This window comes from Pseudomonas sp. YL2 (assembly GCF_023063025.1).
GTDB lineage: Bacteria > Pseudomonadota > Gammaproteobacteria > Pseudomonadales > Pseudomonadaceae > Aquipseudomonas > Aquipseudomonas putida_A.
The window spans coordinates 37,255-60,381 of sequence record NZ_JAJSLU010000004.1 but is presented as its reverse complement, the minus strand read 5'-3'; the positions used below and the strand labels follow the sequence as shown (position 1 = coordinate 60,381).

Genomic DNA, 23,127 nt, shown 5'->3' with positions numbered 1-23,127 from the left:
GCTGCTGATCAGCGGCGAAGCTCTGCAACAAAGTCGTAGTAGTCGTTGCGGCAATAGGTGTCGGTGACTTCGATCGGCGTGTTGTCTTCGAGGTAGCCGACCCGGGTCATCAGCAGCATGGCGGTGCCGGGGGCGATGCCGACCAGCGCGGCGAACTCGTCCGAGGCGTTGATCGCCTGGATGTGCTGCAGGGCGCGGACGATCGGTTTGCCGATGCCGTCGAGGTATTCGTAGAGCGAATCGCCGACCAGGTGCGGCTTGGGCATGATCGAGGCGGGCAGGGTGCTCATCTCGATGGCCATCACCGTGTCGTCGGCCTTGCGCAGGCGTTTCATGCGCGCGACCTTGTCGTTCGGCGACAGGCTCAGGCGGATCAGTTCTTCGTGAGTCGGCAGGGTGATTTCGCGTTCCAGCCACTGCGAGCTGGGGACGAAACCCTTGAGGCGGAGCATTTCGCTGAAGCCCGAGAGGCGTGACAGCGGTTGTTCCAGGCGTGGGGTGATGAAGGTGCCGGAACCTTGCAGGCGGCGGATCAGACCTTGATCGAGCAGCACTTCCAGTGCCTTGCGCGCGGTGACCCGGGAGATCCCGAGTTGCTCGCTGAGATTGCGCTCGGAGGGCATGGCCTGCTCGGCCTTCCATTGCCCGGAATGGATCGCCGATTCCAGATTGCGCGCCAGCTGCAGGTACAGCGGCGTCGGCTGGGAGTCATCTGGGCGTAGGGCCTGGAGGTCGTTCATGTAGGTCATTTCCGACGCGAGTATAGGATTGTTGTTGCTCGCTTGTGGGGCGGAAATTAATACCACTTGAATACCATGTCAACGCGGGGAAATGGCGTTTAGCCCAATGAAATGGCGGGTTTCGGGGGTTGTGGCTTGAAGTGGTATTAGGGGTGGGCTATAAAAAGCAAAAGATCGCAGCCTGCGGCAGCTCCTACAGTGGGAAGTGGTATCAACCCTGTAGGCGCTGCCGAAGGCTGCGATCTTTTGATTTATTTTTTTCAGGTGACCAGTGGTCGCTGGTTAAGGACGGATCTCGATCATCGTGCCGTCCGGCACCAGACCCCAGACTTCACGCATGTCCATGTTGCGCATGGCGATGCAGCCGTCGGTCCAGTCCAGGGTGTGGAACAGGTCTTCCGGGGTTTCTTCCGAATCCGGGGTGCCGTGGATCATGATCATGCCGCCAGGCTCGACGCCTTCGCGGCGGGCACGGGCCGAATCGCTGATGTTCGGATAGGAGATGTGCATCGCCAGATTGAATTTTTCACTGACCTTGCGCCAGTCGATCCAATAGAAACCTTCGGGTGTGCGTTTGTCGCCTTCAATCAGTTTCGGACCTTTTTTCGCGCCCTTGCCCAAGGAGATTCGATAGGTCTTGATCGGCTTGCCGTCGGCGATCAATTGCAGTTGATGAGCCGATTTGAGCACCAGGATTTTTTCGATCATCGGGGTATTCGACGGCGTCACGGTGGTCACGAATGACGCTTGGGACACGGTGACGAACGACAGGCAAAACAGGGCAAGCAACCAGCGCATTGAAACGATTCCCCAGGGAGTGACGCAGATATTTTATTTATAGAAGCTTTTAGGTGATGGCAGGCTGCGTCAACGGCGGAATCGATTCGGAGCGAACCGGGTAGCTTTCGGCGCGGCGATCAGCGAAGAAGCATTCTAAGGTACGCCCCACGGTGCGGAAAGCCAGCTCGTCCCACGGGATGTCAGCTTCGTCGAATAGTTGTACTTCGAGGCTTTCGGGCCCGGCAGCAAAGTCCAGATCGGCCAGTTCGGCACGGAAGAACACGTGTACCTGGCTGATGTGCGGCACGTCGATCAGCGTGTAGATGCTCAGATTACGCACTCGGGCGCAGGCTTCCTCGGCGGTTTCGCGGATCGCGGCCTGCTCGATGGTTTCACCGTTTTCCATGAAACCGGCAGGCAGCGTCCAATAACCGAGGCGTGGCTCGATGGCGCGGCGGCAGAGCAGCACTTTACTGCCCCAGGTCGCGACGCAACCGGCGACGATATTGGGGTTTTGATAGTGAATGGTCTGACAGCTGTCACAGACAAATCGCAGCCGCGAATCGCCTTCGGGAATGCGCTGGGTCACCGGGTTGCCGCACTGGCTGCAAAATTTCATGCTGGGGTTCCTGAATGCTGCGCCTATCTTGGCGTGCAGCGGTGCCGGTCGGCAAGTTGTCGTTTCGCGACATGGCCCGGCGAGGGGCTTGGGCGGCTGCAATGATTGGTGCATGATGCAGGGTAAGGCACAGATCGAGAACACTCATGCTGGACGAGCTACTGCATAGGGTAAGCAACCACACACCGCGCACGCTGGAGACCGATAAACGTTTCCCCGAGGCCGCTGTTCTGGTGCCGATCACCCGCAGTGACGAACCCGAGCTGGTGCTGACCCTGCGCGCCAGCGGCCTCTCGACCCATGGCGGCGAGGTGGCCTTCCCCGGCGGACGCCGTGACCCGGAAGACCCCGACCTGATCTTCACCGCTCTGCGCGAAGCCGAGGAAGAAATCGGCCTGCCACCGGGGCTGGTCGAGGTGATCGGCCCGCTCAGCCCGCTGATCTCCCTGCACGGCATCAAGGTCACGCCGTATGTCGGGGTGATCCCGGACTTCGTCGAATACCAGGCCAACGATGCCGAGATCGCAGCGGTATTCAATGTGCCGCTGGAGTTCTTCCGCAAAGACCCGCGCGAACACACGCACCGTATCGATTACCAGGGCCGTAGTTGGTATGTGCCGAGTTATCGTTATGGCGAATTCAAGATCTGGGGTTTGACCGCTATCATGATCGTCGAGCTGATCAATCTGCTCTATGACGAACAGATCAGCCTGCATCATCCGCCCAAAAGCTATATCAACACCTGAAGCCATCGCTCGAATGGCCCGTCATCGTGAGCCCTGAGGAAAACAAGATGAAATACCGCCTGGGCGACGCCCGCGTCGACACCCATCCACAGAGCTGGGTCGCGCCCAATGCCGTGCTGGTGGGCAAGGTCAGACTGGAAGAGGGCGCCAACGTCTGGTTCAACGCCGTATTGCGCGGCGACAACGAACTGATCCTGATCGGCAAGAACAGCAACGTCCAGGACGGCACGGTGATGCACACCGATATGGGCTATCCGCTGACCATCGGCACCGGCGTGACCATCGGTCACAACGCCATGCTGCATGGCTGCACCGTCGGCGACTACAGCCTGATCGGCATCAACGCGGTGATCCTCAACGGCGCGAAAATCGGCAAGAACTGCATCATCGGCGCCAATTCGCTGATCGGCGAAGGCAAGGAGATCCCCGATGGCTCGCTGGTGATGGGCTCGCCGGGCAAGGTCGTGCGTGAGCTGACCGAGCCGCAGAAGAAAATGCTCGAAGCCAGCGCCGCACACTATGTGCATAACTCGCAGCGCTATGCGCGTGATCTGGTCGAGCAGGAAGAATGAGTACTCCCGAAAGACCCGTTGCCTCGCCGTGTGTGAATATCTGCGCACTGGATGAAGACGATATTTGCACCGGTTGCCAGCGCACGGTCGCGGAGATCACGCGCTGGGGACGCATGACCAATGACGAGCGGCGGGTGGTGCTGGGGTTGTGTCATGAGCGGGCGAAGGCGAGCGGGTTGGTGTGGATGGTTCCCGGAAAATCAGGCGCCTGACAGGCCGCCTTCGCGAGCAAGCCCGCTCCCACATTTGAAATGCATTGCCCTGTGGGAGCGGGCTTGCTCGCGAAGAGGCCGGAACAGCCGCTACTTCTTATTGGCCCGACTCCAAGCCTGAAGTAACCTGTGCGCCAATTTCCCAGGTCGCCGCCATGATTTTCCTCATCGCCTACATCAGCAGCGTCGTGCTGATCAACTTCGCTTTCTCCACCGCGCCACACCTGGACATCATCTGGTCGGCCTGGGGCGGGTTGGTGTTCGTGTTGCGCGACATGGTGCAAACCCGTTTCGGCCACGGTGCGCTCGTAGCGATGCTGGCGGCGCTGGTGCTGTCTTACGTCACTTCTGATCCATCCATCGCCTTGGCCAGCGCCACGGCGTTCGCGGTGTCGGAAATCATCGACTGGCTGGTGTTCAGCGTCACCAAACGGCCGCTGCGCGACCGCCTGTGGATCAGCTCGGCGCTGAGCATTCCGCTCGATACCTTCATCTTTTTCGGCATGATCGACCTGATGACGCCACCGGTGATCATCACCGCACTGGTCTCGAAGTTTGCCGGCGTCACTGCCGTTTGGCTGATCATGGCCTGGCGCGAGCGCAAACAGGCTGTCGCCAGCTGAGCCAAACCCTGCGGTTCATGTAAAATGCCGCGCTTTCTCCCCATGGAAAGCGCGTCTGGCGTTGCTTTCCTCGATGATCCGCTTCTTTGAGGACCTGAGATGACCCGTATCGGAACTCCATTGTCGCCGACCGCGACCCGCGTATTGCTGTGTGGCTGTGGTGAGTTGGGCAAGGAAGTGGTGATCGAGCTGCAACGCCTGGGCGTTGAAGTGATTGCCGTTGACCGTTACGCCAACGCGCCGGCGATGCAGGTGGCGCACCGCAGCCACGTGATCAACATGCTCGACGGCGCCGCGCTGCGTGCAGTCATCGAAGCCGAGAAACCGCACTTCATCGTGCCGGAAATCGAAGCCATCGCCACCGCCACGCTGGTCGAGCTGGAAGCCGAAGGCTTCACCGTGATCCCGACCGCCCGCGCCGCGCAACTGACCATGAACCGCGAAGGTATCCGCCGCCTGGCCGCTGAAGAGCTGGACTTGCCAACCTCGCCGTACCACTTTGCCGACACCTTCGAGGACTACAGCAAAGCCGTTCAGGACCTGGGCTTCCCGTGCGTGGTCAAGCCAGTCATGAGCTCGTCGGGCAAAGGCCAGAGCCTGCTGCGCAGCGCTGATGACGTGCAGAAGGCCTGGGATTACGCGCAAGAGGGCGGTCGCGCCGGCAAAGGTCGGGTGATCATCGAAGGCTTCATCGATTTCGACTACGAAATCACCCTGCTGACCGTGCGCCACATCGGCGGCACCACGTTCTGCGCACCGGTCGGTCACCGTCAGGAGAAGGGCGACTATCAGGAATCCTGGCAGCCGCAAGCCATGAGCCCGATTGCTCTGGCTGAGTCCGAGCGCGTGGCCAAAGCCGTGACCGAGGCCTTGGGCGGTCGCGGGCTGTTCGGCGTCGAGCTGTTCATCAAGGGTGATCAGGTGTGGTTCAGCGAAGTCTCGCCGCGCCCGCATGACACCGGTCTGGTGACCCTGATTTCTCAGGATCTGTCGCAGTTCGCCCTGCACGCGCGCGCCATTCTCGGTCTGCCGGTGCCGCTGATCCGTCAGTTCGGCCCATCCGCTTCGGCGGTGATTCTGGTGGAAGGGCAGTCGACCCAGACCGCGTTCGCCAACCTTGGCGCAGCGCTGAGCGAGCCGGATACGGCGTTGCGTCTGTTCGGCAAGCCTGAAGTCAATGGTCAGCGCCGGATGGGCGTGGCGTTGGCGCGGGATGAGTCGATTGAGGCAGCGCGTGCCAAGGCGACCCGGGCTGCTCAGGCTGTTGTTGTAGAGCTGTAAACCCAGGCGCGGCATTCGCGAGCAAGCTCGCTCCCACAGGGAAATGCATTCCAATGTGGGAGCGGGCTTGCTCGCGAAGCTTTTGATCTCCTGTCAGGCAACCTGATTCAGATCGTTATTGCGCGTTTCCTTCAGGCACAGCACAGCAATCAGGCTGAGCACCGCTGCCGCCGACACATACCCGCCGACATAACTCAAACCACCCATTGCCACCAGTTTCTGCGCGAAGAACGGAGCCGCCGAGGCGCCGACGATCCCGCCGAGGTTGTAAGCGGCCGATGCGCCGGTATAGCGCACGTGGGTCGGAAACAGTTCCGGCAGCAGCGCGCCCATCGGGGCAAACGTCACGCCCATCAGGAACAGCTCGATGCACAGGAACAGCGCCACGCCCCAGGTCGAGCCCTGTGTCAGCAACGGCTCCATCAGAAACCCGGACAGAATCGCCAGCACGCCGCCAACGATCAGCACCGGTTTGCGCCCGTAACGGTCACTCGCCCAGGCGGACAACGGTGTTGCCGCGGCCATGAACAGCACGGCAAAACACAGCAGCCCAAGAAACGTTTCACGGCTATAGCCGAGGGTGGACACGCCGTAGCTCAGGGAAAATACCGTCGAGATATAAAACAGCGCATAGCACACCACCATCGCCGCCGCGCCGAGCAGGGTTGGCGCCCAGTACTGGCTGAACAGCTCGACCAGCGGCACTTTCACTCGCTCCTGACGGGCAATGGCGTTGGCGAATACCGGCGTTTCGTGGAGTTTCAAGCGCACATACAGGCCGACCATCACCAGTGCCGCGCTGAGCAGAAACGGAATCCGCCAGCCCCAACTGCGGAACTGCTCGTCATCGAGGGTCATGGCCAGGGTCAGGAACAGGCCATTGGCTGCAAGAAAGCCGATTGACGGGCCAAGCTGCGGGAACATGCCGAACCACGCCCGTTTGCCCTTGGGCGCATTCTCCGTGGCCAGCAACGCCGCGCCACCCCATTCGCCACCCAAGCCCAAACCCTGACCGAAACGCAGCACACACAACAGAATCGGTGCCCAGGCGCCAATGCTGGCGTAACCCGGCAGCACGCCGATCAGCGTGGTGCACACGCCCATCAGCAAGAGCGAGGCGACCAGTGTCGACTTGCGCCCGATGCGGTCACCGAAATGGCCGAACAGTGCCGAACCCAGCGGGCGGGCGAGGAAGGCGATGCCGAAGGTGAGAAACGCCGAAAGCATCTGCGCGGTGCCGGACGTCTGCGGAAAGAACACCGGACCGATAACCAGCGCGGCGGCCGTGGCATAAACGTAGAAGTCGTAGAACTCGATGGCGGTGCCGATGAAACTCGCCGTCGCCACGCGGGTGGCGGAGTTGGTCGGCTGGGCAGGCGCGGTGGCGCTGTAAGCGGTACTGGTCGTCATGCGGTGATCCCTGACAGTCATGAGCTCCGTTGGAGCGAATTATTATGGTTGAACACCCAGGGATGTGGGATGAGACGCGAGCGCTGTTTCGAGTAGGAACAGTCGTCGGGGTGGTGCGGAAAATTACCGAAACCGTTGGCGTGCGGGGTAAGCACAGGGCTCGGCGGCGCTTGGGTAAGCGGCTCGATTATAGGAAGGGGGCTAACGAATGAACAAGAGCAAAGATCGCAGCTGTCGGGCTTTCTGTGGCGAGGGAGCTTGCTCCCGCTCGGGCGCGCAGCGGCCGCCAAGAGGGTGGGGTCGCTCCGCAACCCAGCGGGAGCAAGCTCCCTCGCCACAACAGCGCTTAGATCTTGGCGGGCACCAAGCTTGTATGCCAGATCAGCACCTTGCTCACCCGGTTGTCCTCGGTCTCGAGAATCTCCAGCCGATAGCGCCCGATCTTCAGACACACCGCGCTGTCCGGAATGGTCTCCAGCGCTTCGGTCACCAGACCGTTGAGGGTTTTCGGCCCGTCGCTCGGCAAATGCCAGCCGAGGCATTTGTTCAACTCGCGGATCGACGCGGTACCATCGATCACCATGCGCCCGTCGGGCTGCGGATGGATGTGCGGGTTGTCGAGGCTGTGCTCGCTTTCGAATTCGCCGACGATTTCTTCGAGAATGTCTTCCAGAGTGACGATGCCCAGCACTTCGCCGTACTCGTCCACCACCATGCCCAAGCGGCGCTGCTGCTTGTGGAAGTTCAGCAGTTGCAGTTGCAGCGGCGTGCTTTCCGGAACGAAGTACGGTTCGTAGCTGGCGGCCAGCAGCGCTTCGCGGGTCAGCTGGCCATCGTTGAGCAGATGGCGGATCTGCCGGGTATTGAGCACCGCTTCGACCTGGTTGATGTCGCTGTGAAACACCGGCAGGCGCGTGCGTTTGTTCTGGCGCAGTTGTTCGATGATCTCCTCGATCGAATCGTCGAGGTTGATGCCGTCGACGTCGCTGCGGGGCACCAGAATGTCATTGACCGTGATGTTGTCCAGCGCGTGAATCCCTGACACCGGGTGTGTGCGAGACGGGTGTTCCGGGTCTTCGTTCGGGTCGGCAGGTTCTTCGTCTTCGCTTTGCTGCACCACTTGGGGTTTGCGCGCGAAGGGACGCAGCAGCAAACCGCTGATGCGGCTCAGCAGCCACGCCAGCGGGTAAAGAATCTTCAGCGGAACCGCCAGCAGGGTATTACCGAACGACAGCACCGCATCCGGGTAGCGCTGGGCCACGGTGCGCGGAAAGTAATCGGCAAACACCAGCAATACGGCGCCGGCGCCGAGGCAGGCGGCCCACGGGCCGTTTTCTTCGCAAAGGAAGATTGCCAGCAGCGTGGCAATGATTACCGCAAGGGCGCGGCACAGGGTGTTGCACAGGATCAGACTGTCGAGCGGAAAGCTCAGCTTCGCCAGCGGCTTATCGCTGGCACGCGAGGCGGTGCGTTGCGCGAGCAAGTGCTGCTGCGCGATTTCGACGGCGGTAAACAGCCCCGACCATAAAATCAGCAGGACAAATACCGCGAGCATCGGCCCTATGGGCAAACCGTCCATTTATGCCGCCCGTCAGATGTGCAGGATGTATTCACGAACCAGCTTGCTGCCGAAATACGCCAACATCAGCAGGCAGAAACCGGCGAGGGTCCAGCGAATCGCCTTGTGGCCGCGCCAGCCGAGGCGATTACGGCCCCACAGCAGCACGCTGAACACGATCCAGGCCAGACACGCCAGCAAGGTCTTGTGCACCAGATGCTGGGCGAACAGGTTCTCGACGAACAGCCAGCCGGAGATCAGCGACAGCGACAGCAGCGTCCAGCCAGCCCAGAGGAAGCCGAACAACAGGCTTTCCATGGTTTGCAGCGGCGGGAAGTTCTTGATCAGGCCCGACGGGTGCTTGTGCTTGAGCTGGTGATCCTGCACCAGCAGCAACAAGGCCTGGAACACCGCGATGGTGAACATGCCGTAGGCGAGGATCGACAGCAGGATGTGGGCGAGGATGCCCGGCTCTTCGTCGATGATCTGCACCGTGCCGGCCGGGGCGAACTGCGCCAGCAACACCGTGGCCGCGCCGAGCGGGAACAGCAGCACCAGCAGGTTTTCAACCGGGATCCGCGAGCAGGCCAGTAGCGTCAGGGCGATGACAGCCGCGGCGATCAGGCTGGCGGCGCTGAAGAAGTCCAGGCCCAGGCCGATCGGCGTCAGCAGGTGAGTGAGCAGGCTGGCGCTGTGGGCGAGCACGGCGAGGATGCCGAGCGTAACCAGCAGGCGCTTGTTCGCCTTGGCGCCGGAGGCCAGGCGGGTGCCCTGATAAAGGGTCGCAGCGGCATAAAGAAGCGCGGCGGCGATGGTAGTCAGCAAACTGGGTGACAAGGGGAGCATAAATCCTGTTAGGCAGGCCCGAAAGGCGCTGAGTTTGGCATAGAACCGCCACACCACGAAAGTGCGAGGTGTCCGCCCGACGCAGTCTTCGCTATAATCCGCGACCTGCCCACGCCGCAGGCTCGCCGAGCACATGTTGAATCCGGTCTGGGCCGCCATTATCCCGGTCTACACAGGGCCTGAAAGGATCGCGCAATGTTTGAAAACTTAACCGACCGTCTCTCGCAGACGCTGCGCCATGTCACCGGCAAGGCGAAGCTGACTGAAGACAATATCAAAGACACCCTGCGCGAAGTGCGCATGGCGTTGCTCGAAGCCGACGTCGCCCTGCCGGTGGTCAAGGACTTCGTCAATTCGGTCAAGGAGCGCGCTGTCGGCACCGAGGTGTCGCGCAGCCTGACGCCGGGCCAGGCCTTCGTGAAGATCGTCCAGGCCGAACTCGAAAGCCTGATGGGCGCGGCCAACGAAGACTTGAACCTGAGCGCCGTGCCGCCCGCCGTCATTCTGATGGCCGGTCTGCAGGGTGCCGGTAAAACCACCACCGCCGGCAAACTCGCGCGCTTCCTTAAAGAGCGCAAGAAGAAGTCGGTGATGGTCGTGTCGGCGGACATCTACCGTCCGGCTGCGATCAAACAGCTGGAAACCCTGGCCAACGACATCGGCGTGACGTTCTTCCCGTCCGATCTGAGCCAGAAGCCGGTCGACATCGCCAACGCGGCTATTAAAGAAGCAAAACTGAAATTCATCGACGTGGTCATCGTCGACACCGCCGGTCGTCTGCACATCGACGAAGAGATGATGGGCGAGATCAAGGCGCTGCACGCCGCGATCAACCCGGTGGAAACCCTGTTCGTGGTCGACGCAATGACCGGTCAGGACGCCGCCAACACGGCCAAGGCCTTCGGTGATGCGCTGCCGCTGACCGGTGTGATCCTGACCAAGGTCGACGGCGATGCCCGTGGCGGTGCCGCGCTGTCGGTGCGCGCAATCACCGGCAAGCCGATCAAGTTCATCGGTATGGGCGAGAAGAGCGAAGCGCTCGATCCGTTCCACCCTGAGCGTATCGCTTCGCGGATCCTCGGCATGGGCGACGTGCTCAGCCTGATCGAACAGGCTGAAGCGACCCTCGACAAGGACAAGGCCGACAAACTGGCCAAGAAGCTGAAGAAGGGCAAGGGCTTCGACCTCGAAGACTTCCGCGATCAGCTGCAACAGATGAAGAACATGGGCGGCCTCGGCGGCCTCATGGACAAGCTGCCGAGCATCGGCGGCGTCAACCTGTCGCAAATGGGCAATGCCCAGAACGCGGCAGAGAAGCAGTTCAAGCAGATGGAAGCCATCATCAACTCCATGACCCCGGCCGAGCGCCGCGACCCTGAGTTGATCAGCGGTTCGCGCAAACGCCGGATCGCCATGGGTTCCGGCACCCAGGTGCAGGACATCGGTCGCTTGATCAAGCAGCACAAGCAGATGCAGAAGATGATGAAGAAATTCACCGCCAAAGGCGGAATGGCGAAAATGATGCGCGGCATGGGCGGTATGTTGCCCGGCGGCGGCATGCCGAAAATGTGATTCAGGACACCATGACTTCGCCGGTCGTCGCACCGGCGCAGACCCTGCAAGGACGCAGGATCAACAGCAAACCCGCACTCGGCGGGAGCTGACTGGCCGTTTTCATCGACGGCTCTATATGCAAATCCGCACGGCATGCCATAGGCGCCGGAAAAAGTCATTTGCAAAAGTCCGGATATTCCTTAGAATATGCGGCCTTTCGGGCACCCATGCCCGCTGTGCATTTAGATTTGCAGCACCGACTACAGGAACGATGTTCACATGCTAACAATCCGTCTTGCCCTTGGCGGCTCCAAAAAGCGCCCGTTTTACCACCTGACCGTAACCGACTCGCGTAACCCGCGTGACGGCTCCCACAAAGAACAGGTTGGCTTCTTCAACCCTGTTGCCCGTGGTCAGGAAATCCGTCTGTCCGTGAACCAAGAGCGCGTAGCCTACTGGCTGAGCGTTGGTGCACAGCCATCTGAGCGTGTTGCTCAGTTGCTGAAGGAATCTGCCAAGGCTGCAGCCTGAGCAGTATGAGCGCGACGCCAGAAAAAGCTGATGACCTGATCGTTGTCGGCAAGATTTTTTCGGTTCACGGCGTTCGCGGCGAGGTGAAGGTCTTTTCCTTTACCGATCCGATTGAAAACCTGTTGGACTACCGCAACTGGACGCTTCGGCGCGAAGGCGTGGTGAAACAGGTCGAGCTGGTCAGCGGCCGATCCACTCAAAAGGATCTGGTTGCCAAGCTCAAAGGCCTCGACGATCGCGATGAAGCCCGTCTTCTGAGCGGTTACGAGATTTGCATCTCACGAAGCCTTTTGCCCAACCTGACAAGCGACGAGTACTACTGGTACCAGTTGCAGGGTCTGAGCGTCATCAACCAGGACGAGCAATTGTTCGGCAAGGTTGATCACCTGTTGGAGACCGGCGCGAACGATGTATTGGTGGTCAAGCCCTGCGCAGGCAGCCTGGATGATCGCGAGCGGTTGTTGCCCTATACGGAGCAATGCGTGCTGGCAATCGACCTGGAAGCAGGCGTGATGCGGGTGGAATGGGACGCGGACTTCTAAGCAATGGCCAGCCTGCGCGTAGACGTCATTACGCTGTTCCCCGAGATGTTCTCGGCCATCAGTGAGTACGGCATTACCAGTCGTGCGGTCAAACAGGGGCTCTTGCAGCTGACCTGTTGGAATCCGCGGGATTACACGACGGATCGGCATCACACTGTGGACGATCGCCCGTTTGGCGGTGGTCCGGGCATGGTGATGAAGATCAAGCCCCTGGAAGATGCTCTGGTTCAGGCCAAGGCAGCAGCCGGGGAGGCGGCGAAGGTGATTTACCTGTCCCCCCAAGGCCGTCAACTGACTCAGTCGGCGGTACGCGAGTTGGCAAAATCGGATGCATTGATCCTGATTGCCGGCCGCTATGAAGGCATTGACGAGCGCTTTATTGAGGCTCATGTCGATGAAGAGTGGTCGATTGGTGACTATGTACTGTCTGGCGGCGAGCTGCCGGCCATGGTCATGATCGATGCGGTTACACGACTGCTGCCCGGAGCTTTAGGGCATGCGGATTCCGCTGAGGAAGATTCCTTTACGGATGGTCTGCTGGATTGCCCGCACTACACCCGACCTGAGGTGTATGCGGATCAGCGTGTTCCCGACGTGTTGCTAAGTGGCAATCACGCGCATATCCGGCGTTGGCGTTTACAGCAGTCCCTTGGTAGGACCTATGAACGACGCGCCGATCTTCTGGAAAGCCGCTCGCTTTCTGGAGAAGAGAAGAAGCTGCTCGAGGAATACATCCGCGAGCGGGACGATAGTTAACAACGTATCGATGGTAGATCAGTTGATTTACCTTAGGAGCACAGCATGACCAACAAAATCATCCTTGCACTCGAAGCAGAGCAGATGACCAAAGAAATCCCTACCTTTGCCCCAGGCGACACCATTGTCGTTCAGGTGAAAGTGAAGGAAGGCGATCGTTCCCGTCTGCAAGCGTTCGAAGGCGTTGTCATCGCCAAGCGTAACCGCGGCGTGAACAGTGCGTTCACCGTTCGTAAAATCTCCAACGGTGTTGGCGTAGAACGTACTTTCCAGACCTACTCCCCGCAGATCGACAGCATGGCTGTTAAACGTCGCGGTGACGTACGTAAAGCCAAGCTGTACTACCTGCGCGACCTGTCGGGTAAAGCAGCTCGCATCAAGGAAAAACTGGCTTAAGTCCAGCTTCCGATGCAGAAAAAAGCAGCCTACGGGCTGCTTTTTTGTTGCCTGTAATAAACTGCCCTCACTATGTAGGAGCTGCCGAAGGCTGCGATCTTTTGATCTTGCTGTTTTCGGGAGTCCCCGATTTACGAGCAATAACCCATGACCACCCGCGACCAGGAAATCCAGCGCCGTACCGAACTCTCGGTAACCCGCGTGACCAAAGCCGTCTTCCCGCCGACCACCAACCACCACAACACCCTGTTCGGCGGCACCGCGCTGGCATGGATGGACGAAGTGTCGTTCATCACCGCCACCCGCTTCTGCCGCCTGCCGCTGGTGACTGTTTCAACCGACCGCATCGACTTCAACCACGCGATCCCGGCCGGCTCCATCGTCGAACTGGTGGGACGGGTGATCAAAGTCGGCAACACCAGCCTCAAGGTCGAGGTGGAAGTGTTTGTCGAGAGCATGAGTTGCGATGGCCGCGAGAAGGCGATTCATGGGCAGTTCAGCTTTGTCGCTATTGATGATGACAAGCGGCCGGTGCCGGTGCTGCCTGGGTTTCCTGCCTGATCCGGAACCGAGTCGCGGCCTTCGTGAGCAAGCCCGCTCCCACAGGTTTTGTGTCGTCTACAACGTTTATGTACGACACGGACATTGTGGGAGCGGGCTTGCTCGCGAAGCGTCAGCTCATGCGCCGCTGGCCTCCGGCTGAATCAACGCCAACAACGTCCACCCGGATCCCGGTTTCAAAGCAGTCTCCGGCGTCACCACATGCACCCAGCCACTGTCATCGCGCATGAACAGCAGCGTCGCCCGATTGCCATGCAATGCCTGGTAATCCTCCCAACCGAAACCGTCCGTCAGCGTCGTGCTGTACAGCTCGGCGCCGTTGCTGATCAGGCTGGCCAGCTTGGCGTAGGTCAGCGCCTCGCTCCCCAGCTGATTGCCGCGATGTTCCAGACTCGCCCGATGCTTGTCACTGCGACGACTTTCCTGACCGCTGGCCAGACCGAATAAACGCTGATGACCAAAGTCGTGTCGAAAGCGCATCGCCGCCAGGGTGTTCAGTTCGCCCGACGGCGATAGCGCCAGCAGATGCCCCAGCCCCACCAGATCCAGATGCGCATCGGCATGCTGCGATGCCGGGTTGCCAAAGTACGTCGGCAACCCCTCCATGCGCGCCGCACGAATATTCTCCCAGCTCGAATCGGTCAACAGCACGCGGCTGCCCAGTTGCTGCAACGATTTGCCCAACAGACGCGCCGGGCCGTTGGCCCCGACGATCAGGAAGCCGCTCGGCGCCGGTTCGGCGACGTTAAGCAAACGTGCCAATGGTCGAGCGGTTGCACTTTGCAGCACCACGGTGCCGATGATCACCGCGAAAGTCAGCGGCACCAGCAGCAGCGCACCTTCGTGCCCGGCTTGATCCAGACGAATCGCGAAAATCGCCGACACTGCCGCCGCCACGATCCCGCGCGGGGCGATCCAGCACAGCAGGGCGCGTTCACGCCAGCTCAGGCTGGAGCCGGCAGTGCTCAACAGCACGTTCAGCGGGCGCGCGATCAGTTGAATCACCAGCAACAGAATCAGCACCAACGGCCCGAGGCCGATCAAGGCATGCAGATCCAGGCGCGCCGCGAGCAGGATGAACAGTCCGGAAATCAGCAGCACGCTGAGGTTTTCCTTGAAGTGCAGGATGTGCCGCACATCCACGCCCTTCATGTTCGCCAGCCACATGCCCATCAGCGTCACCGCCAGCAGGCCGGACTCGTGCATCACCTGATTCGACGCAATAAAAATCCCCAGCACGGCTGCCAGCGAGGCGAGGTTGTGCAGGTATTCCGGCAGCCATTGGCGACGGATGATGGTGCCGAGCACCCAGCCGCCGACTACCCCGAATACGCTACCGCAGACAATCACGCCGCCAAAGGTCAGCAGGCTCTGTTCGAGGCCGTTTCCTTCGGAGCGGGCAATGATGAAGCTGTAGACCACCACCGCGAGCAGGGCGCCGATCGGGTCAATGACGATGCCTTCCCAGCGCAGGATGTTGGCGATCGATGCTTTCGGCCGCACCACCCGCAGCATCGGCACGATCACCGTCGGCCCGGTCACCAGCGTCAGGCTGCCGAACAGGATCGCCAGCAGCCAGTCGAAGCCGAGCAAAAAATGGGTGGCGACGGCAATCACCACCCAGGTCGTGAGCGCGCCAACTGTCACCAGCCGATGCACGACGCTGCCGATCTCGCGCCATTCCGACAGGTGCAGGGTCAGGCTGCCTTCAAACAGGATCAACGCCACCGCCAGCGACACCAGCGGCATCAGCAGCGGGCCGAACATTTCCTGCGGATCGAGCCAGCCTAGTATCGGGCCAGCCAGAATCCCGGTCAGCAACAGAAACAGAATCGCCGGCAGCTTCAGGCGCCACGCCAGCCACTGGCAACCCAGCGCAGCGGCGCCGATCCCGCCAAATGCCAAGAGAATTTGCTGCTCGTTCATTGATGCTCCCTGTTCCTTGAATTAGCGGGCTATGAAAGACTAGCGGCCATTCCTACAGTTCACTCTACATTTGCGCACGGCCCCGGAGGTTGTGTGTCTTGAGCGCCCATGCCTGCCATCGACCATCCACTGATTGACCAATTTCTCGACGCCCTGTGGCTGGAAAAAGGCCTGTCCGACAACACCCGCGGCGCCTACCGCAGCGATCTGGCGCTGTTCAACGGCTGGCTGCAGGAGAAAAACCTCGAGCTGATCAATGCCGGTCGCGAGTTGATCCTCGATCACCTGTCCTGGCGCCTGGAGCAGAACTACAAACCGCGTTCCACCGCCAGATTTCTTTCCGGTGTGCGTGGCTTTTATCGCTATCTGCTGCGGGAAAAGCTGATTACGGTCGATCCGACCTTGCGCGTCGACATGCCGCAACTCGGTCGGCCTTTGCCCAAGTCGTTGTCGGAAGCCGACGTCGAGGCGCTGCTCAAGGCGCCGGATCTGAGCGAAGCCATCGGCCAGCGTGACCGCGCCATGCTTGAGGTGTTGTATGCCTGTGGTCTGCGGGTGACCGAACTGGTAAGCCTGACCCTGGAGCAGGTCAATCTGCGTCAGGGCGTGTTGCGGGTGATGGGCAAGGGCAGCAAGGAGCGCCTGGTGCCGATGGGCGAGGAGGCGATTGTCTGGGTCGAACGCTACATGCGCGATGGCCGCAGCGAGCTGCTCGGCGGGCGCCCCAGCGATGTGCTGTTCCCCAGCCAGCGCGGCGAGCAGATGACCCGCCAGACTTTCTGGCACCGGATCAAGCATTGGGCCAAAGTCGCCGGGATCGGCAAATCGCTGTCACCGCACACCTTGCGTCACGCCTTCGCCACGCACCTGCTCAACCACGGCGCCGACCTGCGGGTGGTGCAAATGTTGCTGGGTCACAGCGACCTTTCCACTACGCAAATCTACACCCATGTGGCCCGCGCGCGGTTGCAAGATCTGCACGCCAAACACCACCCAAGAGGCTGATGAAAAACCTGTGGGAGCGGGCTTGCTCGCGAAGAGGCCGTCACAGACGAGATATTTGTCGCCTGCCAGGACGCCTTCGCGAGCAAGCCCGCTCCCACAGGGTTTGCGTCGCCCACAATCTCTGGCGACAGGCGCATTCGGCCATGCGAGCCTTATGTGGTAGGCTTTGCCGGTTTGCACGATGGACGGTTATGACCCGGTGTTCCGGCACGGGCGTTCTGACCGTTTCATTTGTCCGCCTTCAGGAGTTCTCATGCGTCTGACCCAGATTTTCGCCGCCGCAGCCATTGCGTTGGTCAGCACCTTTGCCGTCGCCGATGACGCGGCCGACAAAGCCATTCGTCAAAGCCTGGAAAAACTCGAACTCGAGGTTCCGGTAGAAAGCATCAGCGCCAGCCCGTTGCCGGGCATGTATGAAGTCAAGCTCAAGGGCAGCCGCGTGCTGTACGCCAGCGCCGACGGCCAGTACATCGTTCAGGGCTACCTGTTCCAGCTCAAGGACGGCAAACCGGTCAACCTGACCGAGAAGACCGAACGCCTGGGCATCTCCAAACTGATCAATGCCATTCCAGTGGCCGAAACCGTGGTGTATCCGGCGGTGGGCGAAACCAAATCGCACATCACCGTGTTCACCGACACCACCTGCCCGTACTGCCACAAGCTGCACGCCGAAGTGCCTGAGCTGAACAAGCGCGGCATCGAAGTGCGTTACGTGGCGTTCCCGCGTCAGGGCCTCGGCTCGCCGGGTGACGAGCAACTGCAAGCCGTGTGGTGCTCGACCGACAAGAAAGCCGCCATGGACAAAATGGTCGATGGCAAGGAAATCAAGGCCGCCAAGTGCGCGAACCCGGTTTCCAAACAGTTCGCTTTGGGTCAGTCGATTGGCGTGAACGGCACACCGGCCATCGTTTTGGCTGACGGACAAGTCATTCCGGGCTACCAGCCGGCGCCACAAGTCGCCAAACTGGCGCTGGGCGCCAAGTAATTCGCATCGTCACGGTCCGCCGTTGACGATCATGGTCCGGCAGCAACATCGCCGGGCCATTAATAGAGAGCCGCGAACACGCGGTTGTTTTCCGGCCGACCTTGCGTCGGCCGTTTCATGGGGAGTTCACAGTGAATCCGGTCAAAGTAGGCATCTGTGGGTTAGGGACCGTCGGTGGCGGTACCTTCAACGTACTTCAGCGCAACGCCGAGGAAATTGCTCGTCGTGCCGGGCGTGGGATCGAAGTGGCACAAATTGCCATGCGCACGCCAAAGCCTCAGTTCCAGACGACCGGTATTGCGATTACCAACGATGTCTTCGAAGTGGCCACGAACCCTGAGATCGACATCGTCATAGAGCTGATGGGCGGCTACACCGTTGCCCGCGAGCTGGTACTCAAGGCCATCGAGAATGGCAAGCATGTGGTCACCGCGAACAAGGCACTGATCGCCGTTCACGGTAATGAGATTTTCGCCAAGGCACGCGAGAAAGGCGTGATCGTGGCGTTCGAAGCGGCCGTGGCCGGTGGCATTCCGGTGATCAAGGCGATCCGTGAAGGCCTGTCCGCCAACCGCATCAACTGGGTCGCCGGGATCATCAACGGCACCGGTAACTTCATCCTCACCGAAATGCGCGAGAAGGGTCGCACCTTCGAAGACGTGCTGGCCGAAGCGCAAGCGCTGGGCTACGCCGAAGCCGATCCGACCTTCGACGTAGAAGGCATCGACGCCGCGCACAAACTGACGATTCTGGCTTCCATCGCGTTCGGCATTCCGCTGCAATTCGACAAGGCCTACACCGAAGGCATCACCAAGCTGACCACCGCTGACGTGAACTACGCCGAGGCGCTGGGCTACCGCATCAAGCACCTCGGTGTGGCGCGCAGCACCGCTGCCGGCATCGAGCTGCGCGTACACCCGACGCTGATCCCGGCCGATCGCCTGATCGCCAACGTCAACGGCGTGATGAACGCCGTGATGGTCAACGGTGACGCTGCCGGTTCGACGCTGTTCTACGGCGCCGGTGCCGGCATGGAGCCGACCGCGTCGTCGGTGATCGCCGACCTGGTGGACGTGGTTCGCGCCATGACGTCCGATCCGGAAAACCGCGTGCCGCACCTGGCCTTCCAGCCGGACTCGCTGTCGGCGCATCCGATCCTGCCGATCGAAGCCTGCGAAAGCGCCTACTACCTGCGCATCCAGGCCAAGGACCATCCGGGCGTACTGGCTCAGGTGGCGAGCATCCTCTCGGAGCGCGGCATCAACATCGAGTCGATCATGCAGAAGGAAGTCGAGGAACACGACGGTCTGGTACCGATGATCCTGCTGACCCACCGCGTGGTCGAGCAGCGTATCAACGATGCGATCGCCGCCCTCGAAGCCCTGGCCGGCGTGAATGGTCCGGTTGTGCGGATCCGCGTCGAGCACCTGAACTAAGTCGTTGTCCTGCAATGGCCCCGTGAAAGGGGCCACTGTTGTGCACACTCTCCATTGGAGTCAGTCATGCGTTACATCAGTACCCGCGGCCAGGCACCGGCCCTGAATTTCGAAGACGTCCTGCTGGCCGGTCTGGCCACTGACGGCGGTCTGTACGTCCCGGAAAACCTGCCACGTTTCACCCAGGAAGAAATCGCTTCCTGGGCCGGCCTGCCGTATCACGAGCTGGCTTTCCGGGTCATGCGCCCGTTTGTCACCGGCAGCATCCCGGACGCCGATTTCAAAAAGATCCTCGAAGAAACCTACGGTGTGTTCTCGCACAGCGCTGTTGCGCCGCTGCGTCAGCTCAACGGCAACGAATGGGTGATCGAGCTGTTCCACGGCCCGACCCTGGCGTTCAAGGATTTCGCCCTGCAACTGCTCGGTCGTCTGCTCGATTACGTGCTGGAAAAGCGCGGCGAGCGCGTGGTCATCGTCGGTGCCACCTCGGGTGACACCGGTTCGGCCGCCATCGAAGGCTGCAAGCACTGCGAAAACGTCGACATCTTCATCCTGCACCCGCACAACCGTGTGTCCGAAGTGCAGCGTCGGCAGATGACGACGATTGTCGGCGAGAACATCCACAACATCGCCATCGAAGGCAACTTCGATGACTGCCAGGAAATGGTCAAGAACAGCTTCGCCGACCAGAGCTTCCTCAAGGGCACGCGTCTGGTGGCGGTGAACTCGATCAACTGGGCGCGGATCATGGCCCAGATCGTCTACTACTTCCACGCAGCCCTGCAGCTGGGCGGCCCGGCGCGTTCGGTGGCGTTCTCGGTACCGACCGGCAACTTCGGCGACATCTTCGCCGGTTACCTGGCGCGCAACATGGGCTTGCCGATCAACCAGTTGATCGTCGCGACCAACCGCAACGACATCCTGCACCGCTTCATGAGCGGCAACCAGTACGTCAAGGAAACCCTGCACGCCACGCTGTCGCCGTCGATGGACATCATGGTTTCGTCGAACTTCGAACGCCTGCTGTTCGACCTGCACGGTCGCAACGGCGCGGCGATTGCCGGGCTGATGGATTCGTTCAAGCAGGGCGGTGGTTTCAGCGTCGAGCAAGAGCGCTGGACCGAAGCCCGCAAGCTGTTCGACTCGCTGGCCGTGGACGATGCGCAAACCTGCGAAACCATCGCTGAAGTCTACGCGCAGTGCGGCGAAGTGCTGGATCCGCACACCGCCATTGGCGTCAAGGCCGCCCGCGAATGCCGTCGCAGTCTGGACATCCCGATGGTGATCCTGGGCACTGCCCATCCAGTGAAATTCCCGGATGCCGTGGAGAAAGCGGGTGTAGGAAAAGCTCTCGAACTGCCTGCACATCTTTCTGATTTGTTTGAGCGAAACGAGCGCTGCACCGTTCTGCCAAACGAGCTGAAAGCCGTACAGGCCTTTGTCAGCCAGCACGGCAACCGCGGCAAGCCGCTGTAAGCCGAAAAAGCTGTCACATTTTGAAGCCCGTCTCCTGACGGGCTTTTTTGTTTCTGCTGCCACACTGCTCGGGTTTTCGCCCAGGAAGGACGGGTGAGTCGATCACGAAGGAAGTGGCAATGCTGTTTGAAAGAGGATGGAAACACGCCCTGAAGCGGGTTTTTCTGTTGTGCCTGTTGGTTGGCTGGCGCGTGGGCGTTGCGGCGCATCTGGCGCATGATGAAGAGCAGTTGAACATCGGCACCGTTGTGCTGAGTGAAGCCGAGCGGCAATGGGTTCGCGATAACCCGACGGTGATCGTGGCGGCGGAGCAGTACCCGTTGTACCTGTTTCTGGATGAGCATGGTCATTGGAGCGGCTTGAACAATGATGTGCTCAAACGCATCAGCGCCATGACCGGGTTGCAATTCGTTTACCGGGAGTCGTTTTCCACCGCGCAGATGCTCGAGCGACTGGAAACCGGTGCCGCAGACATGAGCACGACTCTGGCGATGAATGATGAGCGCCGTTTGAGTCTGGATTTCAGTCATGCCTTTGGCGGTGCCGGTTGGGTATTTGTCGGCCGCGCCGGCGAGCCTGGAGTGCAATCGCTGGAGCAGTTGGCCAAACGGGTGCTGGTGCTGCCGGGTCGGCATGCGCTGGAGGGGGTGATCCGACGCGATTATCCGTCCATCGAATTACGTTCGGTGAAAACCTATGCCGAGGCACGGGCGCTGGTCGAAAGCGGTGAGGCCTATGCCACCATCGAAAACGAAATCGGTGCGCAGCTCTATCCCTCAGGCTTGCTGAAGGTTGGCGAATTGCTGGAGGGAAAATGGGAGGCAGATCTTCTGGCCGTGCGCAAGGGTCAGCCGCAATTGCTGAGCATCCTGAACAAGGCGCTTGAAGCGTTCCCGGCTTCCGAACTGCGGGCCATTCGCCTGAACTGGCTGGGCGGCATCGGGCCGAAACCGGCCGCCACCGGTTGGCAGCACTGGCTCCGCTCGAGTTGCTGGGGGATGGTTTTGGTGGGGGGCTTTTGTGTGATGTCACTGGTTTGGAATCGGCGAATGGCGGCCGTGATCAAACAGCATCGAGACGTGCAAAGCGAACTCGGCGATCAGTTGGTCTTCCAGCGAGCATTGATTGATGCCATGCCTGATCCGGTGTTCGTCCGTGACATGGAAGGGCGCCTTATCCTGTGCAACAAAAGTTACGAAGAGGCGTTGTCGCTCCGCTTTGAGCAGGTGCAGGGATGCCGCTTGATCGACGTCGATGCGCTACCGCGAGCCACCGCCGACATGCTGCATGCTGAGTTCATGATTCAATTGAGAACACGCAGGACCCGCTTCAGCCGACGCCGTTTGCAATTCAGCGATGGCAATCGGGAAATCTACCAGTGGACCGTCCCGTTCTACAGCGCCAATGGGGAATTGCGCGGTCTGCTCGGGGGTTGGACGGATATCACCCAGCGTGATGCGGCGGCGGGATAGTGTCCGCATCGATATACGGAAATTTCCTATGTCACGCGCCTCTTTTTCCGATGGGGGACTGAAGGAAGCTGCCCTAAAGTAGGCAGCAACTGCGGACGCGTCCGCGATTGCCGTTACCGAGGTCGCCATGCGCTCGCTCAAAGTCCTGATTCTCGAACCTGATCCTTATCGAATGATGGCGTTGCATCAGATGCTCAACGCGTTCGGTATCTATGACGTACTCACGGCGCCATCGCTGGCCTCGGCACGCTGCTCGCTGGAGCGTCGCACCCGGGTCGACATCGCGATCTGCGATCCGCAGCTTAAAGGCGGGGAAGGCCTGGCGCTGATCCGGCATCTGGCCACCGAACGCGAGGCCAGCGCGCTCATTCTGCTGGGGCGGGTCGCACCGGGCCTGCTGAGCGATCTCGAAAGCTTGCTGCAAACACAGGAGTTGAAGCTGCTGGGGCGCCTGCAAACGCCGGTCTCGGCAGTGCTGATGCGCGGGCTGCTGGACAGCTACCTGCAAGCGGCAGCCCATCCGGCGGGGGCTTGAGCCGATGGTTATGTTTCTGTCATCTTCACCGTGCATGCTCTGACAGACCGCTAACTGCTCCGGGAGCAGCGCGGTATTCAGAACTTTCTTCTCGGGCCGGTGGTCATTTATTGTGAACACGCCCCAGGCACAATGTTTTCGGACTATTGAGTGGAGATCGAGATGGAAAGTATCAGTCTATTGCTCGGTGAGGCTCTGAGCCCGTATCAGGTGACGTTGACTCCGTGTGGCGCCCATGGCGAATGCCTGGTGACGCTGAAGAACAGCAACGGCGCCCTCGTGGTGGAGCGCGAATTCAATCAGGCGCAGTTGAGCGACAAACGCCTGCTGACAGATGTGGTCGACGGTTTGCACCGTGACGTCCTGATCGCCGAAGGGCGGCTGGAGCCCTGTGTGATTGCGGCCTTGCGCAATGCGGCGCTGGATAAGCGTGCGGCCCTGTAAAGATGAAATATTTTTTGTGGGAACCTTCCTGCATCCCCGTCAGTCAGACCCCATAACAGCAGGATCAAGCATTGTGCTCCGGTGCTTGTCGCTTGCTGCTACGGGTCTTTAAGCAGACCGC

General features: G+C 60.5%; 25 protein-coding genes. 18 read left to right on the top strand and 7 right to left on the bottom strand.

Translation table 11 applies throughout. The features are described from left to right. Positions 1 to 8: 8 nt before the first annotated feature. The 3 genes from LVD08_RS07675 to LVD08_RS07665 form a co-directional block, all read right to left on the bottom strand. Positions 9 to 740: a GntR family transcriptional regulator gene (locus LVD08_RS07675; protein ID WP_027610964.1), complete on the bottom strand. Its 732-nt coding sequence runs from the start codon at positions 738 to 740 to the stop codon at positions 9 to 11. 282 nt (positions 741 to 1,022) lie between these two features. Beyond that, on the bottom strand, positions 1,023 to 1,538 hold the full coding sequence (locus tag LVD08_RS07670; RefSeq protein WP_027610965.1) for a L,D-transpeptidase family protein: 516 nt from the start codon (positions 1,536 to 1,538) through the stop codon (positions 1,023 to 1,025). Between the two features lie 49 nt (positions 1,539 to 1,587). Further along, complete coding sequence (locus LVD08_RS07665; protein ID WP_027610966.1) at positions 1,588 to 2,139, bottom strand: NUDIX hydrolase; 552 nt, start codon at positions 2,137 to 2,139, stop codon at positions 1,588 to 1,590. Between the two features lie 146 nt (positions 2,140 to 2,285). Between LVD08_RS07665 and LVD08_RS07660 the strand changes: the two genes are divergently transcribed. The 5 genes from LVD08_RS07660 (at position 2,286) to purT (ending at position 5,573) form a co-directional block, all read left to right on the top strand. Beyond that, complete coding sequence (locus LVD08_RS07660; protein ID WP_007967803.1) at positions 2,286 to 2,885, top strand: CoA pyrophosphatase; 600 nt, start codon at positions 2,286 to 2,288, stop codon at positions 2,883 to 2,885. A 47-nt stretch (positions 2,886 to 2,932) separates the two neighbouring features. Further along, positions 2,933 to 3,457, top strand: coding sequence for a gamma carbonic anhydrase family protein (locus LVD08_RS07655; protein ID WP_025112181.1), 525 nt, complete (start codon positions 2,933 to 2,935; stop codon positions 3,455 to 3,457). Next, positions 3,454 to 3,669, top strand: coding sequence for a DUF1289 domain-containing protein (locus tag LVD08_RS07650; protein ID WP_223008423.1), 216 nt, complete (start codon positions 3,454 to 3,456; stop codon positions 3,667 to 3,669). The genes LVD08_RS07655 and LVD08_RS07650 overlap by 4 nt, the downstream gene beginning before the upstream one ends. Positions 3,670 to 3,824: 155 nt before the next feature. After that, positions 3,825 to 4,292, top strand: coding sequence for a VUT family protein (locus tag LVD08_RS07645; protein WP_007967799.1), 468 nt, complete (start codon positions 3,825 to 3,827; stop codon positions 4,290 to 4,292). Between the two features lie 99 nt (positions 4,293 to 4,391). Continuing rightward, positions 4,392 to 5,573, top strand: a complete 1,182-nt coding sequence (gene purT / locus LVD08_RS07640) for a formate-dependent phosphoribosylglycinamide formyltransferase (protein ID WP_003221968.1) — start codon at positions 4,392 to 4,394, stop codon at positions 5,571 to 5,573. A 93-nt stretch (positions 5,574 to 5,666) separates the two neighbouring features. On the opposite strand, the gene LVD08_RS07635 is transcribed toward purT, so the two are convergent. The 3 genes from LVD08_RS07635 to LVD08_RS07625 form a co-directional block, all read right to left on the bottom strand. Continuing rightward, a complete protein-coding gene (locus LVD08_RS07635; RefSeq protein ID WP_098967376.1) occupies positions 5,667 to 6,983 on the bottom strand; it encodes an MFS transporter in 1,317 nt (438 codons plus the stop codon). 346 nt (positions 6,984 to 7,329) lie between these two features. Further along, on the bottom strand, positions 7,330 to 8,562 hold the full coding sequence (locus tag LVD08_RS07630; RefSeq protein WP_027610968.1) for an HlyC/CorC family transporter: 1,233 nt from the start codon (positions 8,560 to 8,562) through the stop codon (positions 7,330 to 7,332). Between the two features lie 12 nt (positions 8,563 to 8,574). Beyond that, entirely contained in the window at positions 8,575 to 9,387 is an 813-nt protein-coding gene (locus LVD08_RS07625; RefSeq protein ID WP_027610969.1) for a cytochrome C assembly family protein, read from the bottom strand. A 195-nt stretch (positions 9,388 to 9,582) separates the two neighbouring features. Between LVD08_RS07625 and ffh the strand changes: the two genes are divergently transcribed. From ffh to LVD08_RS07595, 6 genes are all read left to right on the top strand, one after another. Beyond that, positions 9,583 to 10,959, top strand: a complete 1,377-nt coding sequence (gene ffh / locus LVD08_RS07620; RefSeq protein ID WP_007967791.1) for a signal recognition particle protein — start codon at positions 9,583 to 9,585, stop codon at positions 10,957 to 10,959. Between the two features lie 261 nt (positions 10,960 to 11,220). Next, positions 11,221 to 11,472, top strand: coding sequence for a 30S ribosomal protein S16 (gene rpsP / locus LVD08_RS07615; RefSeq protein ID WP_003185073.1), 252 nt, complete (start codon positions 11,221 to 11,223; stop codon positions 11,470 to 11,472). Positions 11,473 to 11,477: 5 nt separating this feature from the next. Next, the gene (gene rimM, locus LVD08_RS07610; RefSeq protein WP_247267836.1) at positions 11,478 to 12,014 is read left to right on the top strand and encodes a ribosome maturation factor RimM; all 537 of its coding nucleotides are present in this window, start codon (positions 11,478 to 11,480) and stop codon (positions 12,012 to 12,014) included. Between the two features lie 3 nt (positions 12,015 to 12,017). Beyond that, the gene (gene trmD / locus LVD08_RS07605) at positions 12,018 to 12,770 is read left to right on the top strand and encodes a tRNA (guanosine(37)-N1)-methyltransferase TrmD (RefSeq protein WP_003221981.1); all 753 of its coding nucleotides are present in this window, start codon (positions 12,018 to 12,020) and stop codon (positions 12,768 to 12,770) included. A 45-nt stretch (positions 12,771 to 12,815) separates the two neighbouring features. After that, positions 12,816 to 13,166 carry a 50S ribosomal protein L19 gene (gene rplS / locus LVD08_RS07600; RefSeq protein ID WP_003175895.1) on the top strand — a complete coding sequence of 117 codons (351 nt, stop codon included), beginning with the start codon at positions 12,816 to 12,818 and terminating at the stop codon, positions 13,164 to 13,166. A gap of 147 nt (positions 13,167 to 13,313) precedes the next feature. Next, a complete protein-coding gene (locus LVD08_RS07595) occupies positions 13,314 to 13,727 on the top strand; it encodes an acyl-CoA thioesterase (protein ID WP_108181783.1) in 414 nt (137 codons plus the stop codon). 117 nt (positions 13,728 to 13,844) lie between these two features. Here LVD08_RS07595 and LVD08_RS07590 read toward each other — a convergent pair whose 3' ends face one another. Then, positions 13,845 to 15,653 carry a cation:proton antiporter gene (locus LVD08_RS07590; protein WP_247267835.1) on the bottom strand — a complete coding sequence of 603 codons (1,809 nt, stop codon included), beginning with the start codon at positions 15,651 to 15,653 and terminating at the stop codon, positions 13,845 to 13,847. Positions 15,654 to 15,761: 108 nt separating this feature from the next. Between LVD08_RS07590 and xerD the strand changes: the two genes are divergently transcribed. The 7 genes from xerD (at position 15,762) to LVD08_RS07555 (ending at position 23,006) form a co-directional block, all read left to right on the top strand. Then, positions 15,762 to 16,658 carry a site-specific tyrosine recombinase XerD gene (gene xerD / locus LVD08_RS07585; protein ID WP_007967784.1) on the top strand — a complete coding sequence of 299 codons (897 nt, stop codon included), beginning with the start codon at positions 15,762 to 15,764 and terminating at the stop codon, positions 16,656 to 16,658. Between the two features lie 253 nt (positions 16,659 to 16,911). Further along, positions 16,912 to 17,643, top strand: a complete 732-nt coding sequence (gene dsbC / locus LVD08_RS07580) for a bifunctional protein-disulfide isomerase/oxidoreductase DsbC (protein WP_007967782.1) — start codon at positions 16,912 to 16,914, stop codon at positions 17,641 to 17,643. Between the two features lie 131 nt (positions 17,644 to 17,774). After that, positions 17,775 to 19,079 (top strand): homoserine dehydrogenase, encoded by a 1,305-nt coding sequence (locus tag LVD08_RS07575; RefSeq protein WP_007908972.1) that lies wholly within the window; start codon positions 17,775 to 17,777, stop codon positions 19,077 to 19,079. A 66-nt stretch (positions 19,080 to 19,145) separates the two neighbouring features. Next, entirely contained in the window at positions 19,146 to 20,555 is a 1,410-nt protein-coding gene (gene thrC / locus LVD08_RS07570; protein WP_247267834.1) for a threonine synthase, read from the top strand. Positions 20,556 to 20,674: 119 nt separating this feature from the next. After that, a complete protein-coding gene (locus LVD08_RS07565) occupies positions 20,675 to 22,027 on the top strand; it encodes a transporter substrate-binding domain-containing protein (protein ID WP_247267833.1) in 1,353 nt (450 codons plus the stop codon). A 127-nt stretch (positions 22,028 to 22,154) separates the two neighbouring features. After that, the gene (locus LVD08_RS07560; protein ID WP_247267832.1) at positions 22,155 to 22,562 is read left to right on the top strand and encodes a response regulator; all 408 of its coding nucleotides are present in this window, start codon (positions 22,155 to 22,157) and stop codon (positions 22,560 to 22,562) included. Positions 22,563 to 22,724: 162 nt separating this feature from the next. Continuing rightward, complete coding sequence (locus tag LVD08_RS07555) at positions 22,725 to 23,006, top strand: DUF3509 domain-containing protein (protein WP_027610974.1); 282 nt, start codon at positions 22,725 to 22,727, stop codon at positions 23,004 to 23,006. Positions 23,007 to 23,127: the final 121 nt, after the last annotated feature.